Below are 18,937 nucleotides of genomic sequence, written 5' to 3'. Positions count from 1 at the left end.
GGCGGAAGCCGCCCTGCTGCGGACGGTCTTCTAGGATGAGCCCCGTGCACAGCCCCGAGCAGCGAGACCCGCGACCGCCCGTGCGGTGGTGGCGGGCCGTGTGCGTGCTCGGACTGCTGGCGGGGCTGCTCGCGATGCACGGTCTCGCTCCGGGCGGCGCCGCCCCGGGGCACTCCCACGCCGGGCCGTCCACAGCGGTCGCCGCCGGGACCCATGAGGCGCTTGGGGCCGCCGTTGTCGCCCTGTCGGTGGACGGTGAGTGTCCCGACGGGCCCTGCGGCGGCGGGCACGCCCAGCACGCCGATCCGACCTGTGCGTCGGCGGCGGTCAGTGGCGGGCCGGTGCTGCCGGCGCTCGTCGTCGACCCGGTCCCCGTGCCCGTACGGACTGAGACGCTGCGGACGTACGCGGCGGCGGCTCGGGACGGTGGGCGTGCGCCGCCCGATCTGGCCGAACTCCAACTCCTGCGGATATAGGCCGCGACCGCGCCGCGCCTGAGTGGCGCGGTGCATCGGCGTGCCGCACATCCCCTTTCTCAGCATCAGCAGGAGTTCACGCATGAGCAGCATGACCCGCAGTATTCGTCCCCTGACGCGCCGTGCCGCCCTGGTCGCGGTGACGGCGGCCGCCGGGCTCGTCCTGGCCGCCTGTGGTGGCGACGGCGACAGCGGTGGCAGCGGGCACGGCGCCACGTCGTCGCCGAGCGCCACGTCGTCGCCCGGTGCCGGTGCCGGTGCCGGGGCCGCGGCGAGCGCCGACGCCTCGGCCGGCGCGCACAACGCGCAGGACGTCTCCTTCGCGCAGGGCATGATCCCGCACCACCGGCAGGCGCTGGAGATGGCGCGGCTGGCCGACGGCCGGGCCTCCTCCGGGAAGGTCAAGGACCTCGCCGCGCGGATCGAGAAGGCGCAGGACCCGGAGATCAGGACCATGACCGGCTGGCTGAAGGCCTGGGGTGAGGACGTGCCGGAGCCGTCGTCCGGGATGGATCACTCGGCTCACGCCGGGATGCCCGGGATGATGGGCGGGCAGGACATGGCGATGCTGGAGAAGGCCTCGGGCGAGGCCTTCGACACGATGTTCCTGACGATGATGGTGGAGCACCACGAGGGGGCCGTGGAGATGGCCACGACGGAGCAGGACAAGGGCCGGTACGGTCCGGCCAAGGCCATGGCCGACGACATCGTCACGGCCCAGACGGCCGAGATCGCCGAGATGAAGAAGCTGCTCGGCAAGGGCTGACAGCGTCGGGGTGGGGAGGGCCCGGCTCTCCCCACCCGCACCTCATTCCTTCTCGGCCTGCTCGGGCGGGGCCTCGTGGGCGTGCTTCAGCTGGGAGCGGGCGGTCACGCGGTCGGGGCCGCTGAGTTCCGACCAGTAGCGGTGGGTGCTGACGAACACCGCGAGTTCGTGCTCGCGCTTGCGGAGCTTCTCCACCTCGGCCTGTTCGTCGGCGGTCCAGCCGGGCGAGGCGGGGCGTTCCACCTTGCGCCAGCCGTTGTCGTCACTGAAGCCGTCCAGCGGCTCGACCGACCAGGGCAGCCGCTTCAGCAGGGCCGACAGCTCGGCCCGGACCTGATGCAGTTCCTCCTGACCGGCGAGGAGGTCACTCGGAAAGTCATAGGTCGTTGCCACGACCCAATGATACGCCTGTTCGATTTAGGGTGGCGAGTTTCTGATGTGCCTCCGTACCCGTGCTTCGGGGGGAGTCAGGCGCGAGACTGGGGGCATGTGCCGGAGTATCAAGACGCTGCGTCCCCCCGTGCTGCCCGAGGAGGCCACGGAGGAGGACATTCGGGCCGCCGCCTTGCAGTACGTACGGAAGGTGTCCGGCTTCCGGGCGCCGGCCGCACACAACCGGGAGGTGTTCGACCGGGCCGTGGACGCGATCGCCGAGGCCACGGCCGAGCTGCTGGAGGGCCTGGAGGTACGGGGGGCCGCGTCCCGCCGGGCGGGATAGGCCCGGGCGGGTACGGGGCGGGGCCCGACCGGGCCCGACCGGGTGCGGGCGGGGTGCCCTGCGAACTACGACGCCTCCGACACCCGCGGCTGTCTGCGCATGAGGTACGCCGCCGCTGCCCCCGCGCCGAACAGCGCTGCCACCGACACGGCCGTGGCCAGCCACGTCGCGCCCAGCCAGTGGGCGCCGAGGTAGCCGAGAGTGACGCTGTAGAGGGCCCAGGACAGGCCCGCCAGGGCCGACCAGGGCAGGAACTCGCGCACCCTGCGGCGCGCGGCGCCGGCGCCGAGGGAGACCACCGAGCGGCCCGCGGGGGCGAAACGGGCGAGGACCACCAGGGCGCCACCATCCCGGGCCAGGGCCGCGCCGAGACGTTCCTGCGCGCTGCTCAGGCGGCGGGAGCGGGCGATCGCGCGGTCCAGCCGGGCCCCGCCGCGCCAGGCGAGGCGGTAGGCCACCAGGTCGCCCAGCACGGAGGCGGTGGCCGCGCAGAGCGTCAGGGCGAGGATGTCGGGCACGTCGTCCGCCCGGCCGGCGGCCGCCGCCGTGGCGGCGGTGATCACCAGCACGCCGCTGGGCAGCACCGGCAGGAACACGTCGAGCAGCACCGACAGGGCCACCACCGCATAGATCCACGGGCTGCCGGTCAGCAGCCCCACACTCTCCCGCACCACGACTCCCCGTGACTCCCCCGTGGGCCAGACCGTGCCGCGCGATGTCGCGGGGGGAGCGGCAGGAGTGGCCGATGACAGCCACAGAGCCTACGCCCGGGTGTGATCAGCGGGGCAACTGGGGCGCAGGAGGCCGGACATGGCACCGGGCGGTGTCCCTCCCGGCGTACGGGGAGGGCACCGCCCGGTCTCGCGACGGACGAGGATCAGGCCGCCACCGGCGCCTGCTCCGGCGCCGGCCTCTGCGCCGACGAACGCCTCGTCAGCAGCCGGTCGACGCCGAAGGCGCCGGAGCCGGTGAAGATCAGCAGGAACATGGCCCAGCAGTACATGGCCGCGCCCTCACCGTTGTTCTCTATCGGCCACAGCGCGTCGGGCTGGTGGACCTTGAAGTAGGCGTAGGCCATCGCGCCCGAGCAGAGGAACGCCGCGATACGGGTGCCCAGGCCCAGCAGGACCAGGGTGCCGCCGACCAACTCGATGGCAGCGGCGTACCAGTTGGGCCAGACCCCGGTCGCGGCGCTGCCGCCCTTGCCGTCGACGCCGCCGAAGGCGCCGAAGAGCCCCATCGCGCCGTGGCAGGCGAAGAGCAGGCCCATGACGATGCGGAACAGGCCTAGGGCGTACGGCTGTGCGGTATTGAGGCGTTCGGTCATGTGGGGGGACGCTCCTTCGGTTGGCCGGCGCATGGGTGCGGGCCGGTCCGGGGACAGAACCGGTTGGTAATCCCACGCTAGGTGACCCCGCCGAATGCTTTCAAGTTCAACATTTGGCCATTGGATTACCTCCCGTGGGGCGCACCTCGCCGGACGTAGCCGCACCTGGGGCCGCTTTCGTCACCGCGTCGACATCCATCGGTGTGACCGAAACCACACCTTGCCCGGTGTCCGTCACTGTCGTCCACGGCCCGTCATGCGCCGGCACTCCGGAAGCAACCTCCTTGCGGTAGCGCCGATCTGACGACCTGTCGGGCAGGTCAGGGAGCCAGCTCGGTGTCGAGGAGCGTGGTCAGGTCGGGACCCGTCTCCTCCCGCGCCCGTGCCTGTTCCAGCCGGAGCCGGGCGGAACGGCCGCGCAGATCAAGGGTCATGAGCTGGTTGCCGAACCAGGGGCCGCCCGTCTTGCGCCAGGTCACCGGAGGGCGGGCCAGGCGGCCGTGGCGGGCGAGCAGACGGCCGAAGGCCCGGAACGCCGCGTTCCAGCCGACGCGGAAGGCCAGGCGGATCGACAGGGGGACGGAGTTGTGGACGGGGGAGCAGACCAGCTGCACGACCCGGGCGTCGGGCCCGCCGGCCGGCCAGGACGGTTCGGCGATGTACGCGTGGTGCACATCCCCCGACAGCACGCACACCGTCGCCGGAGCGTCCGGCCCCGAACCGGCCTCGGCGATCAGCTCCGCCAGCCCGGCGAAGGACTCGGGGAACGCCGGCCAGTGCTCGAGGTCGGCCGCCCGCCGTACCTTCTCCCCGAGCCGTGCCCAGCGGGGGCCGCGCTCCCCGTGGCACAGCGCCGCGTTCCAGCCCTCCGCGTCGTGCACCAGGTGCGGGAGCAGCCAGGGCAGGGAGGTGCCGAGGAGGAGGTGGTCGTAACTGCCGGGCGTGTCGAGCACCTGTGCGCGCAGCCAGGCCTCCTCGCCCGGGTCGAGCATCGCGCGGTCGTCCTCGGCGAGGACCCGGGCCGCCCGGCTGTCCACCATCACCAGCCGTACGCGCCCGAAGTCGCGCCGGTAGCTCCAGCGGGCCGTGTCCGGGGCGGCGTCCGCCCGGGCGGCGAAGGTGCGCAGCACGTCGGTGCCGTCGGGGACCGCGCGGACCGCCTCGTACACGGGGTCGGCCGCCAGCTCCTCGGGTGAGATGTTGCCCAGGTGCTGGTGGACCCAGTACGACATCAGGCCGCTCAGCAGCCGCTCCTGCCACCAGTCGGTGGCCCGCATGTCGGCGAGCCAGGCGGCGGAGGTGTTCCAGTCGTCGATCACGTCATGGTCGTCGAAGATCATGCAGCTGGGCACGGTGGACAGCAGCCAGCGGATCCGCTCGTCGAGCCACGATTCGTAGTAGAGGTGCGTGTACTCCTCGTAGTCCGCCACCCCGCTGCCCGGCGGCTCCTTCAGGTCGCGGCGGGCCGCCAGCCAGCGCTGGGTGCTGTCGGAGGTCTCGTCGGCGTACACCTGGTCGCCGAGCAGCAGCAGGACGTCCGGGCGCTCGCCCTCCGGGTCGGCCGCGAGACGGGTGGCCAGCGCGTCCAGGGCGTCGGGGCCGACCGGGTCGTCCTCTCCTGCCGGAGGGGCGGCCCAGCGGCAGGAGCCGAAGGCGACCCGCAGGCGGTCGTCCCGGCCCGGCGCGTGGATCGCCGACGGCGGGAAGGGGGAGTCGGGCAGCGGCCACACCCGGGTGCCGTCGAGGAGGACCTCGTACGTCGTCGCCGTACCGGCCGTCAGACCGGTCACCGGCACCAGCGCGTAGTGGTGGCCCGCGATCTGGAAGGTGCGGGCCGTGCCGCCGGCGCCGTCGGCGCAGCGCACCTCGGCGGTACACGGCCGGGTCGCCTCGACCCAGATGGTCGCGGACGAGCCGTCCGTGTAGCGCAGCAGTGGTCCCAGACGCAGATCGGCCATGGCGATCCCCTCTCCGTCGCCCCGTACGGTACGGAACGACGGAGGTGGGCGGGGAGGTTCCGGCCGGAAACGCGCGGCGTGTCAGCAGCCGGAGAGGTAGTTCTGCAGCGCGGTCTTCTCGGCGGAGTCGACCGAGAGGTCGTAGTAGTACTTCACCTGGACCCAGGCGCGGACGTAGGTGCAGCGGTAGGCGGTGCGCGAGGGCATCCACTCGGCCGGGTCCTTGTCGCCCTTGGCCTGGTTGACGTCGTCGGTGACGGCGATCAGCTGCGGGCGGGTCAGGTCGTTGGCGAACGCCTGGCGCTGGGCGGTGGTCCAGCCGTCGGCGCCGGAGTCCCAGGCCTCGGCGAGCGGCACCAGGTGGTCGATGTCGAGGTCGGAGGCGGCACTCCAGGTGGCGCCGTCGTACGGGGAGTACCAGCTGCCGCTGGTGGCGGCGCAGGAGGAGTCGGTGACGACGTTGGAGCCGTCGCGCTTGAGGACCGTCTCGCGGGTGTTGCAGGTGCCGCTGACGGTGATCCAGTGCGGGAAGAGGTCGCGGCTGTAGCCGGTGCGGTCCTCGGTGGCCACGGTGAGGGAGGCGAGGTAGCCGCGGGCGGTGGTGGCGCTGACCGGGGTGGGGAGGGCGGCGGAGGCGGCCGGGCCGTTGAACAGCCCGGCGGAGGCTATGAGTCCGGTGAGCGCCGCGAGTACGCTGAGGCGTCGACGCGCGTAGAACCTGGGCATGCGAACTCCCTTGTGGGGTGGGGGCGTTGGGCGGCGAGCGAGGGAATGCTCGCCTCGTGGTGTTGCGGGTGGGTGAGCGTGCGGTAAGAAGCTAGTGACGTGTACATGACGCGACAAGATCCGTGGGGGAACTTTCTGTCGCGGAGGGGCTGCTGTGGGTCGCGGGCCTGGCGTAAGCGGGGCGCGGGCGGGGAGCGGCCGTGGGCCGGGCGCGGTGGGGTGCGTGGGGGGTCGCGTACGATGGGGGGTGCAGAAGGGGAGTAGCTCTTCGCCGGACCGTCGACATACTGCTCAGCTCGTCTGAGCCGGCGCCCGGAGGCGGATGCCCGGGAGGGACCGCCAGCGAGACCTTCGGCAAGCAGTGCACGCCCGTGCCGTACGGCACGGGTGCCGTTGTGTGCTGCCATGCCGAGGTGTCCGCGCGCAGCACAGCACTCTCGGTGGGGCAGCCCCGACCGATTGAGGAACCCGTGATCAGCCTGACCGTGACGGCCGTCGTCTTCGGCGTCGTCTTCCTCGCCGAACTGCCGGACAAGACCGCCCTCGCCGGCCTCGTCCTCGGCACCCGCTACCGCGCCTCGTACGTCTTCGCCGGGGTCGCCGCCGCGTTCGCGCTGCACGTCGCGCTCGCCGTCGCGGCCGGCAGCGTGCTGACGCTGCTGCCGCAGCAGATCGTGCACGCGCTGACGGGCGTGCTGTTCCTCGGCGGCGCCGCGATGCTGCTGTGGAAGAAGGACGAGGACGAGGAGGAGATCCGCCGGCCGCAGGACCAGTCCTTCTGGAAGGTGGCCGGGGCCGGGTTCATGCTCATCCTGGTCGCCGAGTTCGGCGACCTGACCCAGATCATGACGGCGAACCTCGCCGCCCGGTACGACGATCCGCTCTCTGTCGGCCTCGGCGCCGTGCTGGCGCTGTGGGCGGTGGCCGGGCTGGGCATCGTCGGCGGGAAGGCGCTGATGAAGCGGGTGCCGCTGCGGCTGATCACGCGGATCGCCGCGCTGCTGATGCTGGGGCTCGGGGTGTGGAGCCTGTGGGAGGCGGTGACCGGGTGACGCGGCCCGGGCTGAACGGCCGGTGAACGGCCGACGGGGGGTGGTGGCGGGATGCCCGTAGGTTTTGTACCGTAGAGAAACAAAGTGGCTCCCGCCCGTTTTCCCTGACCGGCGGGCGGGGCCGCCTTGTCCTTCGGACCACTGAAGGTCCCCCTCTCGCGCCTCGAGCCCTGGAGCTGCCGATGACGGCCACCGTCGTGCTCACCGCCCGCGCCCTCCTGCTGGACATGGACGGCACCCTGGTCAACTCCGACGCCTCGGTCGAACGCGTCTGGCGCCGCTGGGCCGCCCGCCACGGGCTCGACGGCGACGAGGTCATGAAGGTCGTCCACGGACGGCAGGGCTACGCCTCGATGGCGCTGCTGCTGCCCGACCGGCCGATGGAGCAGAACCACGCGGACAACGCGCGGCTGCTCGCGGAGGAGACCGCCGACACCGAGGGGGTCGTCGCGATCCCCGGGGCCCGGGAGTTCCTCGCCGCCCTGCGGGGCGTGCCGCCGGTGCCGCACGCGCTGGTGACCTCGGCGGACGTGGCGCTGTCCACGGCGCGGATGGCTGCCGCCGGGCTGGAGATGCCCGAGGTGCGGGTGACGGCGGAGTCGGTCGGCGCGAGCAAGCCGGACCCCGAGGGGTTCTTGAAGGGGGCCGCCGAGCTGGGCGTCGCGCCCGGGGAGTGTGTGGTGTTCGAGGACTCCGGGGCGGGGATCGCCGCGGGGCGCTCGGCGGGGATGCGGGTCGTGGGGGTGGGGGAACGGGCCGCCGCGCACGACCCCGATGTGGTGGTACGGGACCTGAGGGATGTGCGGGTCGAGGCGCTGGGGGACGGGGTTCGGCTGTACGTGGGGTGAGGGCCGGAGCTGACCGGTGCTCGGCGTCGGTGCCGGGGCCGGGGTGTCGCACGACCCGGCGCTGCGGCGTCCCACCGCGGCCGGTCGGCGGGCGGGGAGGTGGCGCCGGCCGGGCCCGGGCCGCGCTACGGCTCCGTCGTCTCCGACTCCAGCTTCGTGCGGGTCTCCTGGCCGTACACGCCCGGCTCGTCCGAGCCGATGCCGCGCGACCACTGGTAGGTGCGCACGGAGTCCTCGAGCTGGGTGGTGAACACGCCGTCGGCCTCGCCGTTGTACAGCAGCAGCTGGCGCAGACGGAGCTGGAGTTCGGTGACCTCCGGGCCCTGGTCGCCGCGGCGCAGGACCGGGATGGTCTTCTGGCGGCCGCGGTCGTCGGGCGCCTCCATGGAGTCGCGCGTTCCGGAGGCCGTGGGGAGCGGTGACGCCGAGGCGGAGGCCGACTGTGTCGGGCTCGGCGAGGGCGTGGACGTCGATGCCGACGGGGACGGGGACGCGGACGCCGCAGGGCTCCCGCCCGCCCGGGGCGGGGCCGGTGCGGCGGGCGCGGGCCTGGCGGGGGCGGGTGTCGTGGACGGAGGAGTCGTCGAGGCGTCCGGAACGCTCGCCCGGATGTCGTCCGGGAGGGCGGTGTCCCGGGACGGTGTCTCGTAGGAGAACAGTCCGCTCGCGTACCCGGCCGCGGCCACGACACCGACCAGCGCCCCCACGGCGGCGAGCACGGCGGTGCGGCGCCGACGGGGCCGCGGCCGCGCGCCCGTGCCGTACGCGGCCGCGGTGGCGGTGATGCCCGTGTCGTACGGGGCCGTGGTGGCGGTGACGCCGGTGTGGTCACGGGGCGGAGTGGCGGTCTCGTGGCGGGCCGTTGTGGCGGTGGTGCCTGTGTCGGCACCGGCCGTCGTGTCGGCGCTGCCGGGGCCGGAGGCCGGGTACGGGGGGCGGCTCCCCGGTGGGGTGGCCCGGGGCGCGGAGACCTCGGGGGCGACGGCCGGCAGCGGGACCGTGGGGTCGGCCGGCGGGGTTGCCGCGGGATCGGCCGGCAGGAGTGCCGTGGTGTCGGCCGCGGGCGGACCGGCCGTACCGCCCTCGAGTTCGACGTACGGCCGGATGCGCAGCGGGTCGAAGTCCTCCGCGGCGGCCGCCTCGGCCGTGCGGGTCTCGCGCAGGGCCTCCGCGGCGCGCTCGGTGCACGCGCACGAGGGGGTGTTGTCCGGCTGTCTGGGTGCCCCGCACTCCGGACACGGGTGTCCCTTCGGCTGTTCCACGCGTTCCCCTCCCCTCGCGTAACTCCCCCTCGCGAACTCCAGAGATTATGCAGACCTTCTTCACGGCGTGGCCCGCAAGCCCCCGGAATGCCGGCTTCCAGGAGGACTCAACAGGCCATAACGGGTCACACCCTTCACCATGGGATGGTGTCGCGAGAGCCTCGGGAGGTCCGCATGGCCGGGGATGTGCACGGTGGGTCGGGGAGCAGCGCGGCCGGGCCCGGCGGGGTGACCACGGGGGAGGAGCGGGCGGGGCTGCCGCAGCCCGGAGCGCGCGAGGAGCACGTGCCCGGCAACGTCCTGGTCTCGATCGGCGCCCTGCTCCTCGGCATGCTGCTCGCCGCGCTCGACCAGACCATCGTCGCCACCGCGCTGCCCACCATCGTCAGCGACCTCGGCGGCATGGAGCACCTGTCCTGGGTGGTCACCGCGTACCTGCTGGCCTCGACCGCCGCCACGCCCCTGTGGGGCAAGCTCGGCGACCAGTACGGGCGGAAGAACCTGTTCCAGATCGCGATCGTGCTCTTCCTGGCCGGTTCGGCGCTGTGCGGCATGGCGCAGGACATGGGCCAGCTGATCGCCTTCCGGGCCGTGCAGGGCCTGGGCGGCGGCGGGCTGATGGTGCTGTCGATGGCGATCGTCGGTGACATCGTGTCGCCCCGCGAACGCGGGCGCTACCAGGGGCTGTTCGGGGCGGTGTTCGGCGCGACCAGTGTGCTCGGGCCGCTGCTGGGCGGGCTCTTCACGGAGCACCTGAGCTGGCGGTGGGTGTTCTACGTCAACCTGCCGGTCGGAGTCGTCGCGCTCGCGGTCATCGCGACGGTGCTGCACATCCCGCGCCGGCGCACCCCGCATGTCATCGACTACCTCGGCACCCTCCTCATCGCCTCCGTCGCCACCTGCCTGGTGCTGGTCGCCTCGCTCGGCGGGACGACGTGGGGCTGGGGGTCGCCGCAGATCGTCGGGCTGGCGGTGCTCGGGGTCGTCCTGGCCGTCGCGTTCGTGGCCGTGGAGCGGCGGGCCGCCGAGCCCGTGCTGCCGCTGAAGCTGTTCCGGACCCGCACATTCACCCTGTCCGCGGTCATCAGCTTCGTCGTCGGCTTCGCCATGTTCGGCGCGATGACCTATCTGCCGACCTTCCTGCAGGTCGTGCAGGGCGTCTCACCGACGATGTCCGGTGTGCACATGCTGCCGATGGTGTTCGGTCTGCTGCTGTCCTCGACGCTGTCCGGGCAGATCGTCAGCCGGACCGGCCGCTGGAAGGTGTTCCCGGTGGCGGGCACCGCCGTGACGACCCTCGGGCTGCTGCTGCTCCACCGGCTCGACGAGGGCAGCTCCACGGCCGAGATGAGCGGCTTCTTCTTCGTGTTCGGGCTCGGGCTGGGCCTGGTGATGCAGGTCCTGGTCCTCATCGTGCAGAACGCCGTCGCGTACGAGGACCTGGGCGTCGCCACGTCCGGCGCGACCTTCTTCCGGTCGATCGGGGCGTCGTTCGGTGTCGCGATCTTCGGCACGATCTTCGCCAACCGGCTGGGGGAGAAGCTGGCGGAGGCGCTCCGGGGCGTACGGCTGCCGGCAGGCCTGTCGGCGGACGCGCTGGAGGCCGACCCGCGCGGAATCGCGGCCCTGCCGCCCGGGCTGCGGCCCGCGGCCCTGCACGCGTACGCCTCGTCCATCACGGACGTCTTCCTGTACGCGGCTCCCGTCGCGTTCCTCGCCTTCCTCCTGGCCTGGTTCCTGAAGGAGGACCGGCTGCGCGGGTCCGTGACGGCGCCCGACGGCACCGAGACGTTCGCCAGCAACCCGGTGGAGCGGTCGTCGTACGACGAGGTGTGCCGGGCGCTGTCGGTGCTCGGCACGCGGGAGGGCCGGCGGGAGATCTACCGCACGATCACCGAGCGGGCCGGGTACGACCTGCTGCCCGCCGCCAGCTGGCTGCTGCTGCGGATCAAGCGGTACGGCTCGGTCGAGCCGGCCCTGCTCGCCGAGCGCGTCCCCGTACCGCTGGCCGTGATCATGGACGCGGTCCGTCAGGTCGAGGAACGCCGGCTCGCCGTGCGGCAGGGGCTGGACCTGGTGCTCACGGACCAGGGACACGAGGTCGCCGACCGGCTGTCGCGGGCCCGCGAGGAGTCCCTCGCGGAGTTCCTCGGCGACTGGTGGGGACCGCAACGGTCCACGGACCTGGTGCAGTTGGTCACGGAACTGAACGGGGAGCTGTGCGGCTCGGAACGGGAACGGCCGGTGGAACGGGCTCGTTGAGAGCGGGCGCTCGTACCGAGTCCCTGACCTCGTAGGGGCACCCGTGGCCGCGGGCCGGGAGGGCGCGTCCGGGGATCCGGATGCCGGGCCCGCCCCCGGTAGGGCATGGGCCTCGTTTGAGGCCGGTCGCCGGGGCTACCCGAGGGGCGAGCCGGTCCGACAGGGGCCGGTTGGGTCGAGAACCCGGAAGGCATTCATGTCCACAGGCGTGATCATCGCTCTGATCGTGATCGTGGCGGCCGTGGTCCTCCTCGCGGCCGTCCTGACCCTGCGTTCCCGTGGCGGCCGAGGCGGTACGAGCCTCAGGCGGCGCTTCGGGCCCGAGTACGACCGGGCCGTCGCCCGGCACGACGGGGACGCCAAGGCGGCCGAGCGCGAGCTCGCCGCACGCGTGGAGCGCCACGGCGCCCTGCGCCAGCGGGACCTGGAACCCGCCGAGCGCCAGCAGTTCGAGGCGCGCTGGACGGCCGCCCAGGAACGGTTCGTCGACTCGCCCTCGGAGGCGGTCGCCGAGGCGGACCGGCTGCTCGCCGAGCTGGCCGCGGCCCGGGGCTTCCCGGACGGCGGGCACTACGAGGAGCAGTTCGCCGCACTGTCCGTGCACCACGCCCACCACGTCGACGGCTACCGGCGCGTCCACCGCGTGGCGCAGGCCCGCGTGAACGGTGCCCAGGACGGCGGCGCGGACACGGAGGAGATGCGTGAGGCCATGGTCGAGGCCCGCGCCCTGTTCGAGGAGCTGGTGCACGGCGGCCGTCACGACGGCGGACGCCACCGGGCCGCCGTGGACGGCGGACGCGGGACCTCGACGGCCCGCGGCGGTCACCTGCCCCTGTTCCACCGGCGTCAGGCGAAGGAGAGTTGAGGCACATGTCCGACATGACCCGGCTGCCCGGCGACGGCACACCCGCCGGCCACGGCCAGACGGCCCCCGACGCCCGCGACGAGACCGCTCTGGGCACCGGTACGGGGAACACCGCGTCCGCGGCGGCGGGCACCAGGCCCGGCACCACCGCCGGCACCACCGCCGGGACGGCCGCGGGCCAGGTGCGCGGCGCCGGTGAGACCCGCGCGGCGGACACCGGCACCCCGGGCGGGGACGGCTCCGGCCGGCTGCTGCCCGGCGAGGAGTGCGACAAGCTCGCCGCGCGGCTGCAGCACGCCGTCGCCGAGTTCGTCGACCGGCCCCGCGACGCCGTCGAGGAGGCCGACCACGCGTTGGAGGAGATCGCCGCCCGCTTCACCGAGGCCGTGACCCAGCGCCGTCGCACGCTGCGGATGTCCTGGCAGTCCGACGACGCGGGCGGCGGGAAGGCGACGGCCGGCACCGACACCGAGCAACTCCGGCTCGCCCTGCGGGACTACCGCCAGCTGGCGGAGCGGCTGCTCCGCGTGTGACAGGCCCCGCGCTCACCTCGCCGCCCGGCGCTCCCGCCACCGGCGTACGACCTCGTCGATGTCGTACGGCTTCATTCCCAGCGGGGGGCCGGGCGGCGGCTTGAACATCATGTCGCGGATCCTGGCGTTGATGTCGGTCAGGATCTTCCGCACGGCCCGTTCCGAGGGGGCCGCGTAGGCCGCCTTCAGCGCGTCCTCCGCCTCCTTGCGCAGGGCGAGGGACGGCGGCAGGACCGAGACGCCCTCACGGGCCAGCTTGCGCTTCACCCACCACAGTTCGTCGTACGACGTCTCCAGGTCCCGGGGGAGGGGCTCACCCGCTCCGGGCAGCCGGTCGAAGTCGCCGCGCGCCTTGGCGTCGCGGATCTGCTTCTCGGCCCAGGACTCGAACGGAACACCGGGTGGCTTTCGCTCGGTCATGAGGCCATTGTGCCGGACGCCGTGCCCCGGGGCGATTTATCATGCGGCGGCGGTGGGCAACCAGGCCACCGCGCAAGGCCGTTCCCGGCCGCCCATGTCCTAGGAGGAGCGCACGTGCTCGAACTCACCATGGCCGCCGTCTCCGCGGCGGACGCGGGCGCCACGGCCGGCATGCTGATGGCCGACGCGCCCAGCGAGCCGGGCGCCGTGCTGCGGGTGGGCCGCGACAGGTCGGTGTGCCGGCTCGCGACACCGGACGACTGGCTGTTCGTCTCGCGTGTCCACCTGGAGTTCCAGTGCGGGCCCGACGGCAGCTGGCAGCTGACCTGGCTGCGCGGCTCGCAGCCCGACCCCTCCTCCGAGGTCCGGCTGACGCTCGGGGAGTACACCCAGCCCCTCGCCTACGGCGGCACCGTGCCGCTGCCCCGGGGCGCCAGCGGCGAGGTCGTCATCCAGGACCGCACCGCCCCGCGCAGCGTCAACGTGGGTTTCTACCACGAGGCATGACCGCCGGTGCGGGCGCCGGCCCGTCGGGCCCCGCTCCAGCAGGACGCCCTCGTTCACGGCGGCCGGGCCCGCCGGTGAGCGTCGCGCGGCGTTCCAGGGCCTGCGGGACGTAGCGCGCGTCGCCGTACAGGCGTGGCACCGGCTGTGCGCGGCGGTGGGGGCTCACGTGCGGCGGGGGCCCGTCGCCCTCGCAGGACAGCCGGGCAGTACCTGATCGGCGCCGGGCCGGGCATCGGCCTGATCTGCGGCCCGATACCCGAGTCCTGAGCAGCGCTCAGGCCAGGACGCGTGCCAGGGCGAAGCCGTCGTAGCCCTTGCCGCCGACCGTCTGGATCGCCGTGCCGCTCAGTCTCGGGTGCCCGGCGATCAGCTCGATCGCGGCGCGGGTGCCCCGGATGTCCGGCTCGGTGCTGTCCGCGTCGATCACCCGGCCGCCCCGGACGACGTTGTCCACAACGATCAGGCTGCCCGTGCTGGTGAGTTTCAGGGCCCACTCGACGTAGTGCGGGTTGTTGGCCTTGTCGGCGTCGATGAAGACCAGGTTGAACGGGGGCGGGTTCTCGTCGGCCAGCTGGGGCAGCGACTCCAGGGCCGGGCCGACCCGCACCTCGACGATCTTGTCGAGGCCGGCCCGGGCGAGGTTGCGGGTGGCGACCTCGGCGTGCTTCGGGCTGTACTCCAGGGAGACGAGGCGGCCGTCGGCGGGCAGGGCGCGGCCCAGCCAGATGGTGCTGTAGCCGCCGAGCGTGCCGATCTCCAGGATCTGCCGGGCGCCCTGGATCTGGGCGAGGAGCTGGAGGAGCTTGCCCTGGTTCGCCGTGACGCTGATCGGCGGCAGCCCGGCGGCCTCGCTGTCGCGCAGGGCGGCTTCCAGGACCTCGTCGTTGGGCGCGAGGTGGGTGGTGAAATAGGCGTCGACGTCGTCCCAGAGCTGCGAGTCGCTCATGCACCCAAGCCTTTCGTCTGGCCACTGAGAGCCACTGACCGGTCGCTCCCGGTGGTGGACTATAGCCGCGAGCACGTCGCCGCGCGGCCGGGTGGTCCGCCCGTGTGTCGCCCCTGCCACCGGGGCGCGGTCAGTCGGTGCCGAGGCCGTCGATCAGGCGGTTGAGGAACCGGGTGAAGGTGGCTTCGGGGGTGACGGGGCGCGCGGGGCAGGCCAGGGCCTCGGCGAGTTCGGGATGGTGGCCGTCGGCGGCGACGGCGGCGAGGTAGCGGGCCTCGGCCGCGTTCCGCTCGGGGGACCGCCCGGCCGCGGTCTGCGAGATCTCGTAGGTGACGTGCCCGGCCACGAAGGCGGTGAGCTGGGCGAAGACCTCCAGTCGCGCGGCACCGTCCAGGCCGGTCGGCCGCAGGGCGGCCAGGGCCCGCTCCAGGAACGCCAGGGTGCGGGGGCCGGGGGTGCGGCGCGTGGACAGGGCGGCGGGCAGCCAGGGGTGGCGCAGCATCAGGTCGCGCTGGAGGTGGGCGATGGCCTTCAGGTCGGCGCGCCAGTCGCCGCTGAGGGGGGTGGTGAGCGGCAGTTCGCCGCTGACGTGGTCGACCATCAGTTCCAGCAGGGTCTCCTTGTCGGGGGCGTAGCTGTAGAGCGACATGACGCCGGCGCCGACCTCGGCGGCGACCCGCCGCATGGTGACCGCCTCGAGTCCCTCCGCGTCGGCCAGGGCGACGGCCGCCGCCGTGATCGCCTCGCGGCTGAAGGAGGGCTTGCGGCCGCGGCGCGGCTCGGCGGGGCGCAGCCAGAGCTGTTCCGGGTCGAAGCCCGTGCTGCCGGGGTTCGTGTCCTGGGGCACGGTCATGGACTCCTTTCCCTGGTCGCGGCGGTGGCCCTTGCCAAGGTCATCCAAGCATCCTCTATTCTCGTACAGCGTACGGAAATGAGGAGGGGAACCGAACAATGCCATCACGCATGCCCGGTGCCGAGGCCCGGCCGTCCTGGGCGCCGCCCGCCGCCGGAAAGCCGCCCCTGTTGGCGCGGATGATGAGGGCGACCTGGCGGCGTCTGCCGCCCGGACGTCACGACGTCCGGTGGGAGCGGGGGCTGAAGGTGCCCGCCGCCGACGGCAGCCCGCTGGTCACCGACCACTACTTCCCACGCGCGGAAGGCGACTTCCCCACCCTCCTGGTCCGCTCGCCCTACGGACGGGGCCTGCCGTGGTCCGCCATGTACGGGCTGCTCTTCGCCGAGCAGGGCTTCCACGTGGTGCTGCAGAGCTGCCGCGGCACCGGCGGTTCGGGCGGCGCGTTCGACCTGTGGCGCAACGAGGCCGCCGACGGGCAGGCCACGGTGTCCTGGCTGCGCGGGCAGCCCTGGTTCGACGGAGTGCTCGGCACCGTCGGCCCCAGCTACCTCGGCTACGTGCAGTGGGCCCTCGCCCTCGACCCGCCGCCGGAACTGCGGGCCATGGTGGTGCAGGTGGGCCTGCACGATCCCCACGCCCTCTTCCACGCCGACGGTGCGCTGCGCCTGGAGAACGCCCTCGCCGTCGGCGTCGGGATGACCTACCAGCACCGGGGCATGGCGCCGTTCATGAAGGCGACGCTGCGCCTCCAGCGCCGCCTGCGTGCCGTCACCATGGCGACGCCCCTGCGCGGGGCGTACGCCTCCGCCCTCGGCGGCGAGGTGCCCTGGCTGGAGGAGGTGCTGAGCCACCCGGACGCCCAGGACGCCTACTGGCACGGGGCGTCACCGGCCCAGGCCGCGGAGCGGCTCACGGTGCCCACGGCCCTGGTCACCGGGTGGCACGACGTGCTGGCGGACCAGACCTTCGAGCAGTACGAGCGGCTGCGGCGGGCCGGGTGCGAGACCGCGCTGCTCGTCGGGCCCTGGACACACACCTCCGCCCTGCAGCAGGGCTGGCCCGAGGTCTTCGCCGAGAGCCTCGCCTGGCTGCGCGCCCATCTGTGCGACGACCCGTCCGGGCTGCGGCCCACCCCGGTGCGGGTGCACCTCGGCGGCGAGGACGCCTGGCGGGACCTGGACGGCTGGCCGCCCAAGTCCACGGCCACCTCGTGGCATCCCGCCCCGGACGGGCATCTCCTGCGGCAGGCCCCCGCGGGATCCGTACCGCTGACGACGTTCCGCTACGACCCGGCCGACCCGACCCCGTCCCTCGGCGGGCCGTTGCTCTCCCGGACGGCCGGGCCCCGCGACAACGCCGCGCTGGAGGCCCGGGACGACGTCGTGACCTTCACCAGTCCGCCTCTGACCGAGCCCGTGGACATCCTGGGGCCTGTCTCCGCGCGGCTGTCGGTCACCACGGACACCGGGCACGCCGACGTCTTCACCCGCCTGTGCGACGTGGATGACGACGGCCGCTCCGTCAACGTCTGCGACGGCCTGGGCAGGGTCCGCACCACCGGCCAGGCGGCCGCGCGGATCACCGTGCCGATGAGCTCCACCGCCCACCGGTTCGCCGCGGGGCACCGCATACGGTGGCAGATCAGCGGCGGCGCCCATCCGCGCTACGCGCGCGGGTCCGGCAGCGGAGAGGCGCCGCTGGACGCCACCACGTATCTGCCGGTGCGCATCACCCTCCACACGGACTCGTCGTTGCGGCTCCCTTACCGCTCCTAGGACGGCTGTTCGCCGGCGCAGTGAGGTGCTCGGCGCCGGGGTGGGCGCGCGGAGCCACGGGCAGGCGGCACGCCTGCCCGTGGCTAGGCGGACTCCACCGACGGGGCCGAGCCCGGGAGGGGGCGGCCCGCCGACTCCGTCATGCGCCAGACGGCGAAGCCGCCGACGACGGCAGCGGCCATCATGTAGTAGGCGGGCATCATCATGTTCCCGGTCGCGCCGATCAGGGCCGTGACCACCAGCGGGGTGGTGCCGCCGAACAGGGACACGGAGACGTTGAAGCCGATCGACAGCGAGCCGTAGCGGACCCGGGTCGGGAACAGGGCCGGCAGCGCCGACGGCATCGCCGACGTGAAGCAGACCAGCAGCAGGCCCAGCGCGGCCATCCCCAGCCCCACGGCGGCCAGGCTGCCCTGGCGGATCAGCAGCAGGGCGGGGACGGACAGCAGCAGGAAGCCCGCGCAGCCCGCCGCGATGACCGGGCGGCGGCCCACCCGGTCGGTCAGCGCGCCCATGAACGGCTGGGCGATCATCATCAGCGCCATCACGGCGAGGACGACCAACAGGCCGTGCGTCTCGTCGTAGTGCAGCTCACTGGTCAGGTAGCTCGGCATGTACGACAGCAGCATGTAGTCGGTGACGTTGAAGACCAGCACCAGACCCACGCACAGCAGCAGCGCCTGCCACTGCCCGGCCAGCATCTCCCGCAGCGGCACCTTGGGCCGGGCGGCCTCCGCCTTCGCGACCTCCGCGGCGAACGCCGGGGTCTCCTCCAGCCGCAGCCGCAGGTACAGCCCGATGACGCCCATCGGGCCCGCGATCAGGAACGGGACGCGCCAGCCCCAGGAGACCAGGTCGTCGGCGGAGAGCAGGGCCGTCATGACGGTGACGAGCCCGGCCCCGCCGATGTAGCCCGCCAGCGTGCCGAACTCCAGCCAGCTGCCGAGGAACCCGCGCCGCCGGTCGGGGGCGTACTCGGCGATGAACGTCGACGCGCCCGCGTACTCACCGCCGGTGGAGAAGCCCTGCACCAGCCGGGCCGCCAGCAGCAGCAGCGGCGCGCCCACGCCGATCGTGGCGTACGAGGGGATCAGGCCGATCGCGAAGGTGCCCGCGGCCATCATGATCATGGTCAGGGCGAGGACCTTCTGCCGGCCGATCCGGTCGCCCAGCGGGCCGAACACCATGCCGCCCAGCGGGCGGACCAGGAAGGCCGCGGCGAACGCGCCGAACGTGGACAGCAGCTGGGCGGTCGGGTTGCCGGAGGGGAAGAAGACCTTTCCCAGTGTGACCGCGATGTAGCTGTAGACACCGAAGTCGAACCACTCCATGGCGTTGCCGAGCGCGGCCGCCTTCACGGCGCGCCGGACCAGCGCGGGGTCGGTGACGGTGGCGTCGGGGGTGTGCGCGTATCCGGTCTTCTGCAGGGACGGGTGAGCGACGGCTGGGGCAATCGGCAAAACGGGGCTCGCCTACCTTTCGACGGGGACAGGGGCACGGTCCGCGCGGCGACGCTGTCGGCGGGCCGAAAAGCGACGATAGGCGCATCTGTGCCGCTCACGGGCCGTGCGCCGATCGATGCACGCTGCATCCGAATGGTCGATACGCAGGTACGTATGCCCCTTCGCACACGGTTCCGC

The 18,937-nt window shown here is 73.3% G+C and carries 20 protein-coding genes; 10 read left to right on the top strand and 10 right to left on the bottom strand.

Annotated elements, in window-relative coordinates; genetic code table 11:
* Positions 1–35: 35 nt before the first annotated feature.
* Together AB0K80_RS00655 and AB0K80_RS00650 are read left to right on the top strand one after the other, a co-directional pair.
* Positions 36–476, top strand: a complete 441-nt coding sequence (locus AB0K80_RS00655) for a DUF6153 family protein (RefSeq protein WP_365664380.1) — start codon at positions 36–38, stop codon at positions 474–476.
* Positions 477–567: 91 nt separating this feature from the next.
* Entirely contained in the window at positions 568–1,242 is a 675-nt protein-coding gene (locus AB0K80_RS00650; protein ID WP_365664928.1) for a DUF305 domain-containing protein, read from the top strand.
* Between the two features lie 42 nt (positions 1,243–1,284).
* Here the strand turns inward: AB0K80_RS00650 and AB0K80_RS00645 are convergent, their stop codons facing one another.
* A complete protein-coding gene (locus AB0K80_RS00645) occupies positions 1,285–1,635 on the bottom strand; it encodes a hypothetical protein (RefSeq protein ID WP_365664379.1) in 351 nt (116 codons plus the stop codon).
* A gap of 94 nt (positions 1,636–1,729) precedes the next feature.
* Between AB0K80_RS00645 and AB0K80_RS00640 the strand changes: the two genes are divergently transcribed.
* Positions 1,730–1,960 carry a DUF2277 domain-containing protein gene (locus AB0K80_RS00640; RefSeq protein ID WP_365664377.1) on the top strand — a complete coding sequence of 77 codons (231 nt, stop codon included), beginning with the start codon at positions 1,730–1,732 and terminating at the stop codon, positions 1,958–1,960.
* Positions 1,961–2,025: 65 nt separating this feature from the next.
* Here AB0K80_RS00640 and AB0K80_RS00635 read toward each other — a convergent pair whose 3' ends face one another.
* The 4 genes from AB0K80_RS00635 to AB0K80_RS00620 form a co-directional block, all read right to left on the bottom strand.
* Positions 2,026–2,631, bottom strand: coding sequence for a VTT domain-containing protein (locus AB0K80_RS00635; RefSeq protein WP_365664375.1), 606 nt, complete (start codon positions 2,629–2,631; stop codon positions 2,026–2,028).
* 206 nt (positions 2,632–2,837) lie between these two features.
* The gene (locus tag AB0K80_RS00630) at positions 2,838–3,287 is read right to left on the bottom strand and encodes a DoxX family protein (protein WP_365664373.1); all 450 of its coding nucleotides are present in this window, start codon (positions 3,285–3,287) and stop codon (positions 2,838–2,840) included.
* A 320-nt stretch (positions 3,288–3,607) separates the two neighbouring features.
* Positions 3,608–5,245: an alkaline phosphatase D family protein gene (locus tag AB0K80_RS00625; protein ID WP_365664371.1), complete on the bottom strand. Its 1,638-nt coding sequence runs from the start codon at positions 5,243–5,245 to the stop codon at positions 3,608–3,610.
* Positions 5,246–5,326: 81 nt separating this feature from the next.
* Positions 5,327–5,971: an HNH endonuclease family protein gene (locus AB0K80_RS00620; protein WP_365664369.1), complete on the bottom strand. Its 645-nt coding sequence runs from the start codon at positions 5,969–5,971 to the stop codon at positions 5,327–5,329.
* 470 nt (positions 5,972–6,441) lie between these two features.
* On the opposite strand from AB0K80_RS00620, the gene AB0K80_RS00615 reads away from it, so the two are divergent.
* Together AB0K80_RS00615 and AB0K80_RS00610 are read left to right on the top strand one after the other, a co-directional pair.
* The gene (locus tag AB0K80_RS00615) at positions 6,442–7,023 is read left to right on the top strand and encodes a TMEM165/GDT1 family protein (protein WP_365664367.1); all 582 of its coding nucleotides are present in this window, start codon (positions 6,442–6,444) and stop codon (positions 7,021–7,023) included.
* A 176-nt stretch (positions 7,024–7,199) separates the two neighbouring features.
* Complete coding sequence (locus AB0K80_RS00610) at positions 7,200–7,871, top strand: HAD family hydrolase (protein ID WP_365664926.1); 672 nt, start codon at positions 7,200–7,202, stop codon at positions 7,869–7,871.
* Between the two features lie 125 nt (positions 7,872–7,996).
* On the opposite strand, the gene AB0K80_RS00605 is transcribed toward AB0K80_RS00610, so the two are convergent.
* Entirely contained in the window at positions 7,997–9,133 is a 1,137-nt protein-coding gene (locus AB0K80_RS00605) for a peptidoglycan-binding domain-containing protein (RefSeq protein WP_365664365.1), read from the bottom strand.
* A gap of 174 nt (positions 9,134–9,307) precedes the next feature.
* Here AB0K80_RS00605 and AB0K80_RS00600 point away from each other — a divergent pair, with 174 nt between their 5' ends.
* From AB0K80_RS00600 to AB0K80_RS00590, 3 genes are all read left to right on the top strand, one after another.
* Positions 9,308–11,395 carry an MFS transporter gene (locus AB0K80_RS00600; RefSeq protein ID WP_365664363.1) on the top strand — a complete coding sequence of 696 codons (2,088 nt, stop codon included), beginning with the start codon at positions 9,308–9,310 and terminating at the stop codon, positions 11,393–11,395.
* Between the two features lie 196 nt (positions 11,396–11,591).
* Entirely contained in the window at positions 11,592–12,260 is a 669-nt protein-coding gene (locus AB0K80_RS00595; protein WP_365664361.1) for a hypothetical protein, read from the top strand.
* Between the two features lie 5 nt (positions 12,261–12,265).
* Positions 12,266–12,793 (top strand): hypothetical protein, encoded by a 528-nt coding sequence (locus tag AB0K80_RS00590; RefSeq protein WP_365664359.1) that lies wholly within the window; start codon positions 12,266–12,268, stop codon positions 12,791–12,793.
* A 12-nt stretch (positions 12,794–12,805) separates the two neighbouring features.
* Here the strand turns inward: AB0K80_RS00590 and AB0K80_RS00585 are convergent, their stop codons facing one another.
* Positions 12,806–13,213: a DUF1992 domain-containing protein gene (locus AB0K80_RS00585; protein ID WP_365664357.1), complete on the bottom strand. Its 408-nt coding sequence runs from the start codon at positions 13,211–13,213 to the stop codon at positions 12,806–12,808.
* Positions 13,214–13,327: 114 nt separating this feature from the next.
* Here AB0K80_RS00585 and AB0K80_RS00580 point away from each other — a divergent pair, with 114 nt between their 5' ends.
* Positions 13,328–13,720 (top strand): hypothetical protein, encoded by a 393-nt coding sequence (locus AB0K80_RS00580; RefSeq protein ID WP_365664355.1) that lies wholly within the window; start codon positions 13,328–13,330, stop codon positions 13,718–13,720.
* A 274-nt stretch (positions 13,721–13,994) separates the two neighbouring features.
* Here the strand turns inward: AB0K80_RS00580 and AB0K80_RS00575 are convergent, their stop codons facing one another.
* Both AB0K80_RS00575 and AB0K80_RS00570 read right to left on the bottom strand, forming a co-directional pair.
* Positions 13,995–14,666 (bottom strand): O-methyltransferase, encoded by a 672-nt coding sequence (locus AB0K80_RS00575; RefSeq protein WP_365664353.1) that lies wholly within the window; start codon positions 14,664–14,666, stop codon positions 13,995–13,997.
* 130 nt (positions 14,667–14,796) lie between these two features.
* On the bottom strand, positions 14,797–15,519 hold the full coding sequence (locus AB0K80_RS00570; protein ID WP_365664351.1) for a TetR/AcrR family transcriptional regulator C-terminal domain-containing protein: 723 nt from the start codon (positions 15,517–15,519) through the stop codon (positions 14,797–14,799).
* Between the two features lie 182 nt (positions 15,520–15,701).
* Here AB0K80_RS00570 and AB0K80_RS00565 point away from each other — a divergent pair, with 182 nt between their 5' ends.
* A complete protein-coding gene (locus AB0K80_RS00565) occupies positions 15,702–17,297 on the top strand; it encodes a CocE/NonD family hydrolase (protein WP_365664925.1) in 1,596 nt (531 codons plus the stop codon).
* 83 nt (positions 17,298–17,380) lie between these two features.
* Here AB0K80_RS00565 and proP read toward each other — a convergent pair whose 3' ends face one another.
* A complete protein-coding gene (proP, locus tag AB0K80_RS00560) occupies positions 17,381–18,724 on the bottom strand; it encodes a glycine betaine/L-proline transporter ProP (protein WP_365664923.1) in 1,344 nt (447 codons plus the stop codon).
* Between the last annotated feature and the right edge of the window lie 213 nt (positions 18,725–18,937).

Origin of the sequence: Streptomyces sp. NPDC052682, from assembly GCF_040678435.1 — a bacterium.
Classification (GTDB): Bacteria; Actinomycetota; Actinomycetes; order Streptomycetales; family Streptomycetaceae; genus Streptomyces.
The sequence above is the reverse complement of the archived record's forward strand: the minus strand, read 5'-3'. Positions and strand labels throughout refer to the sequence as shown.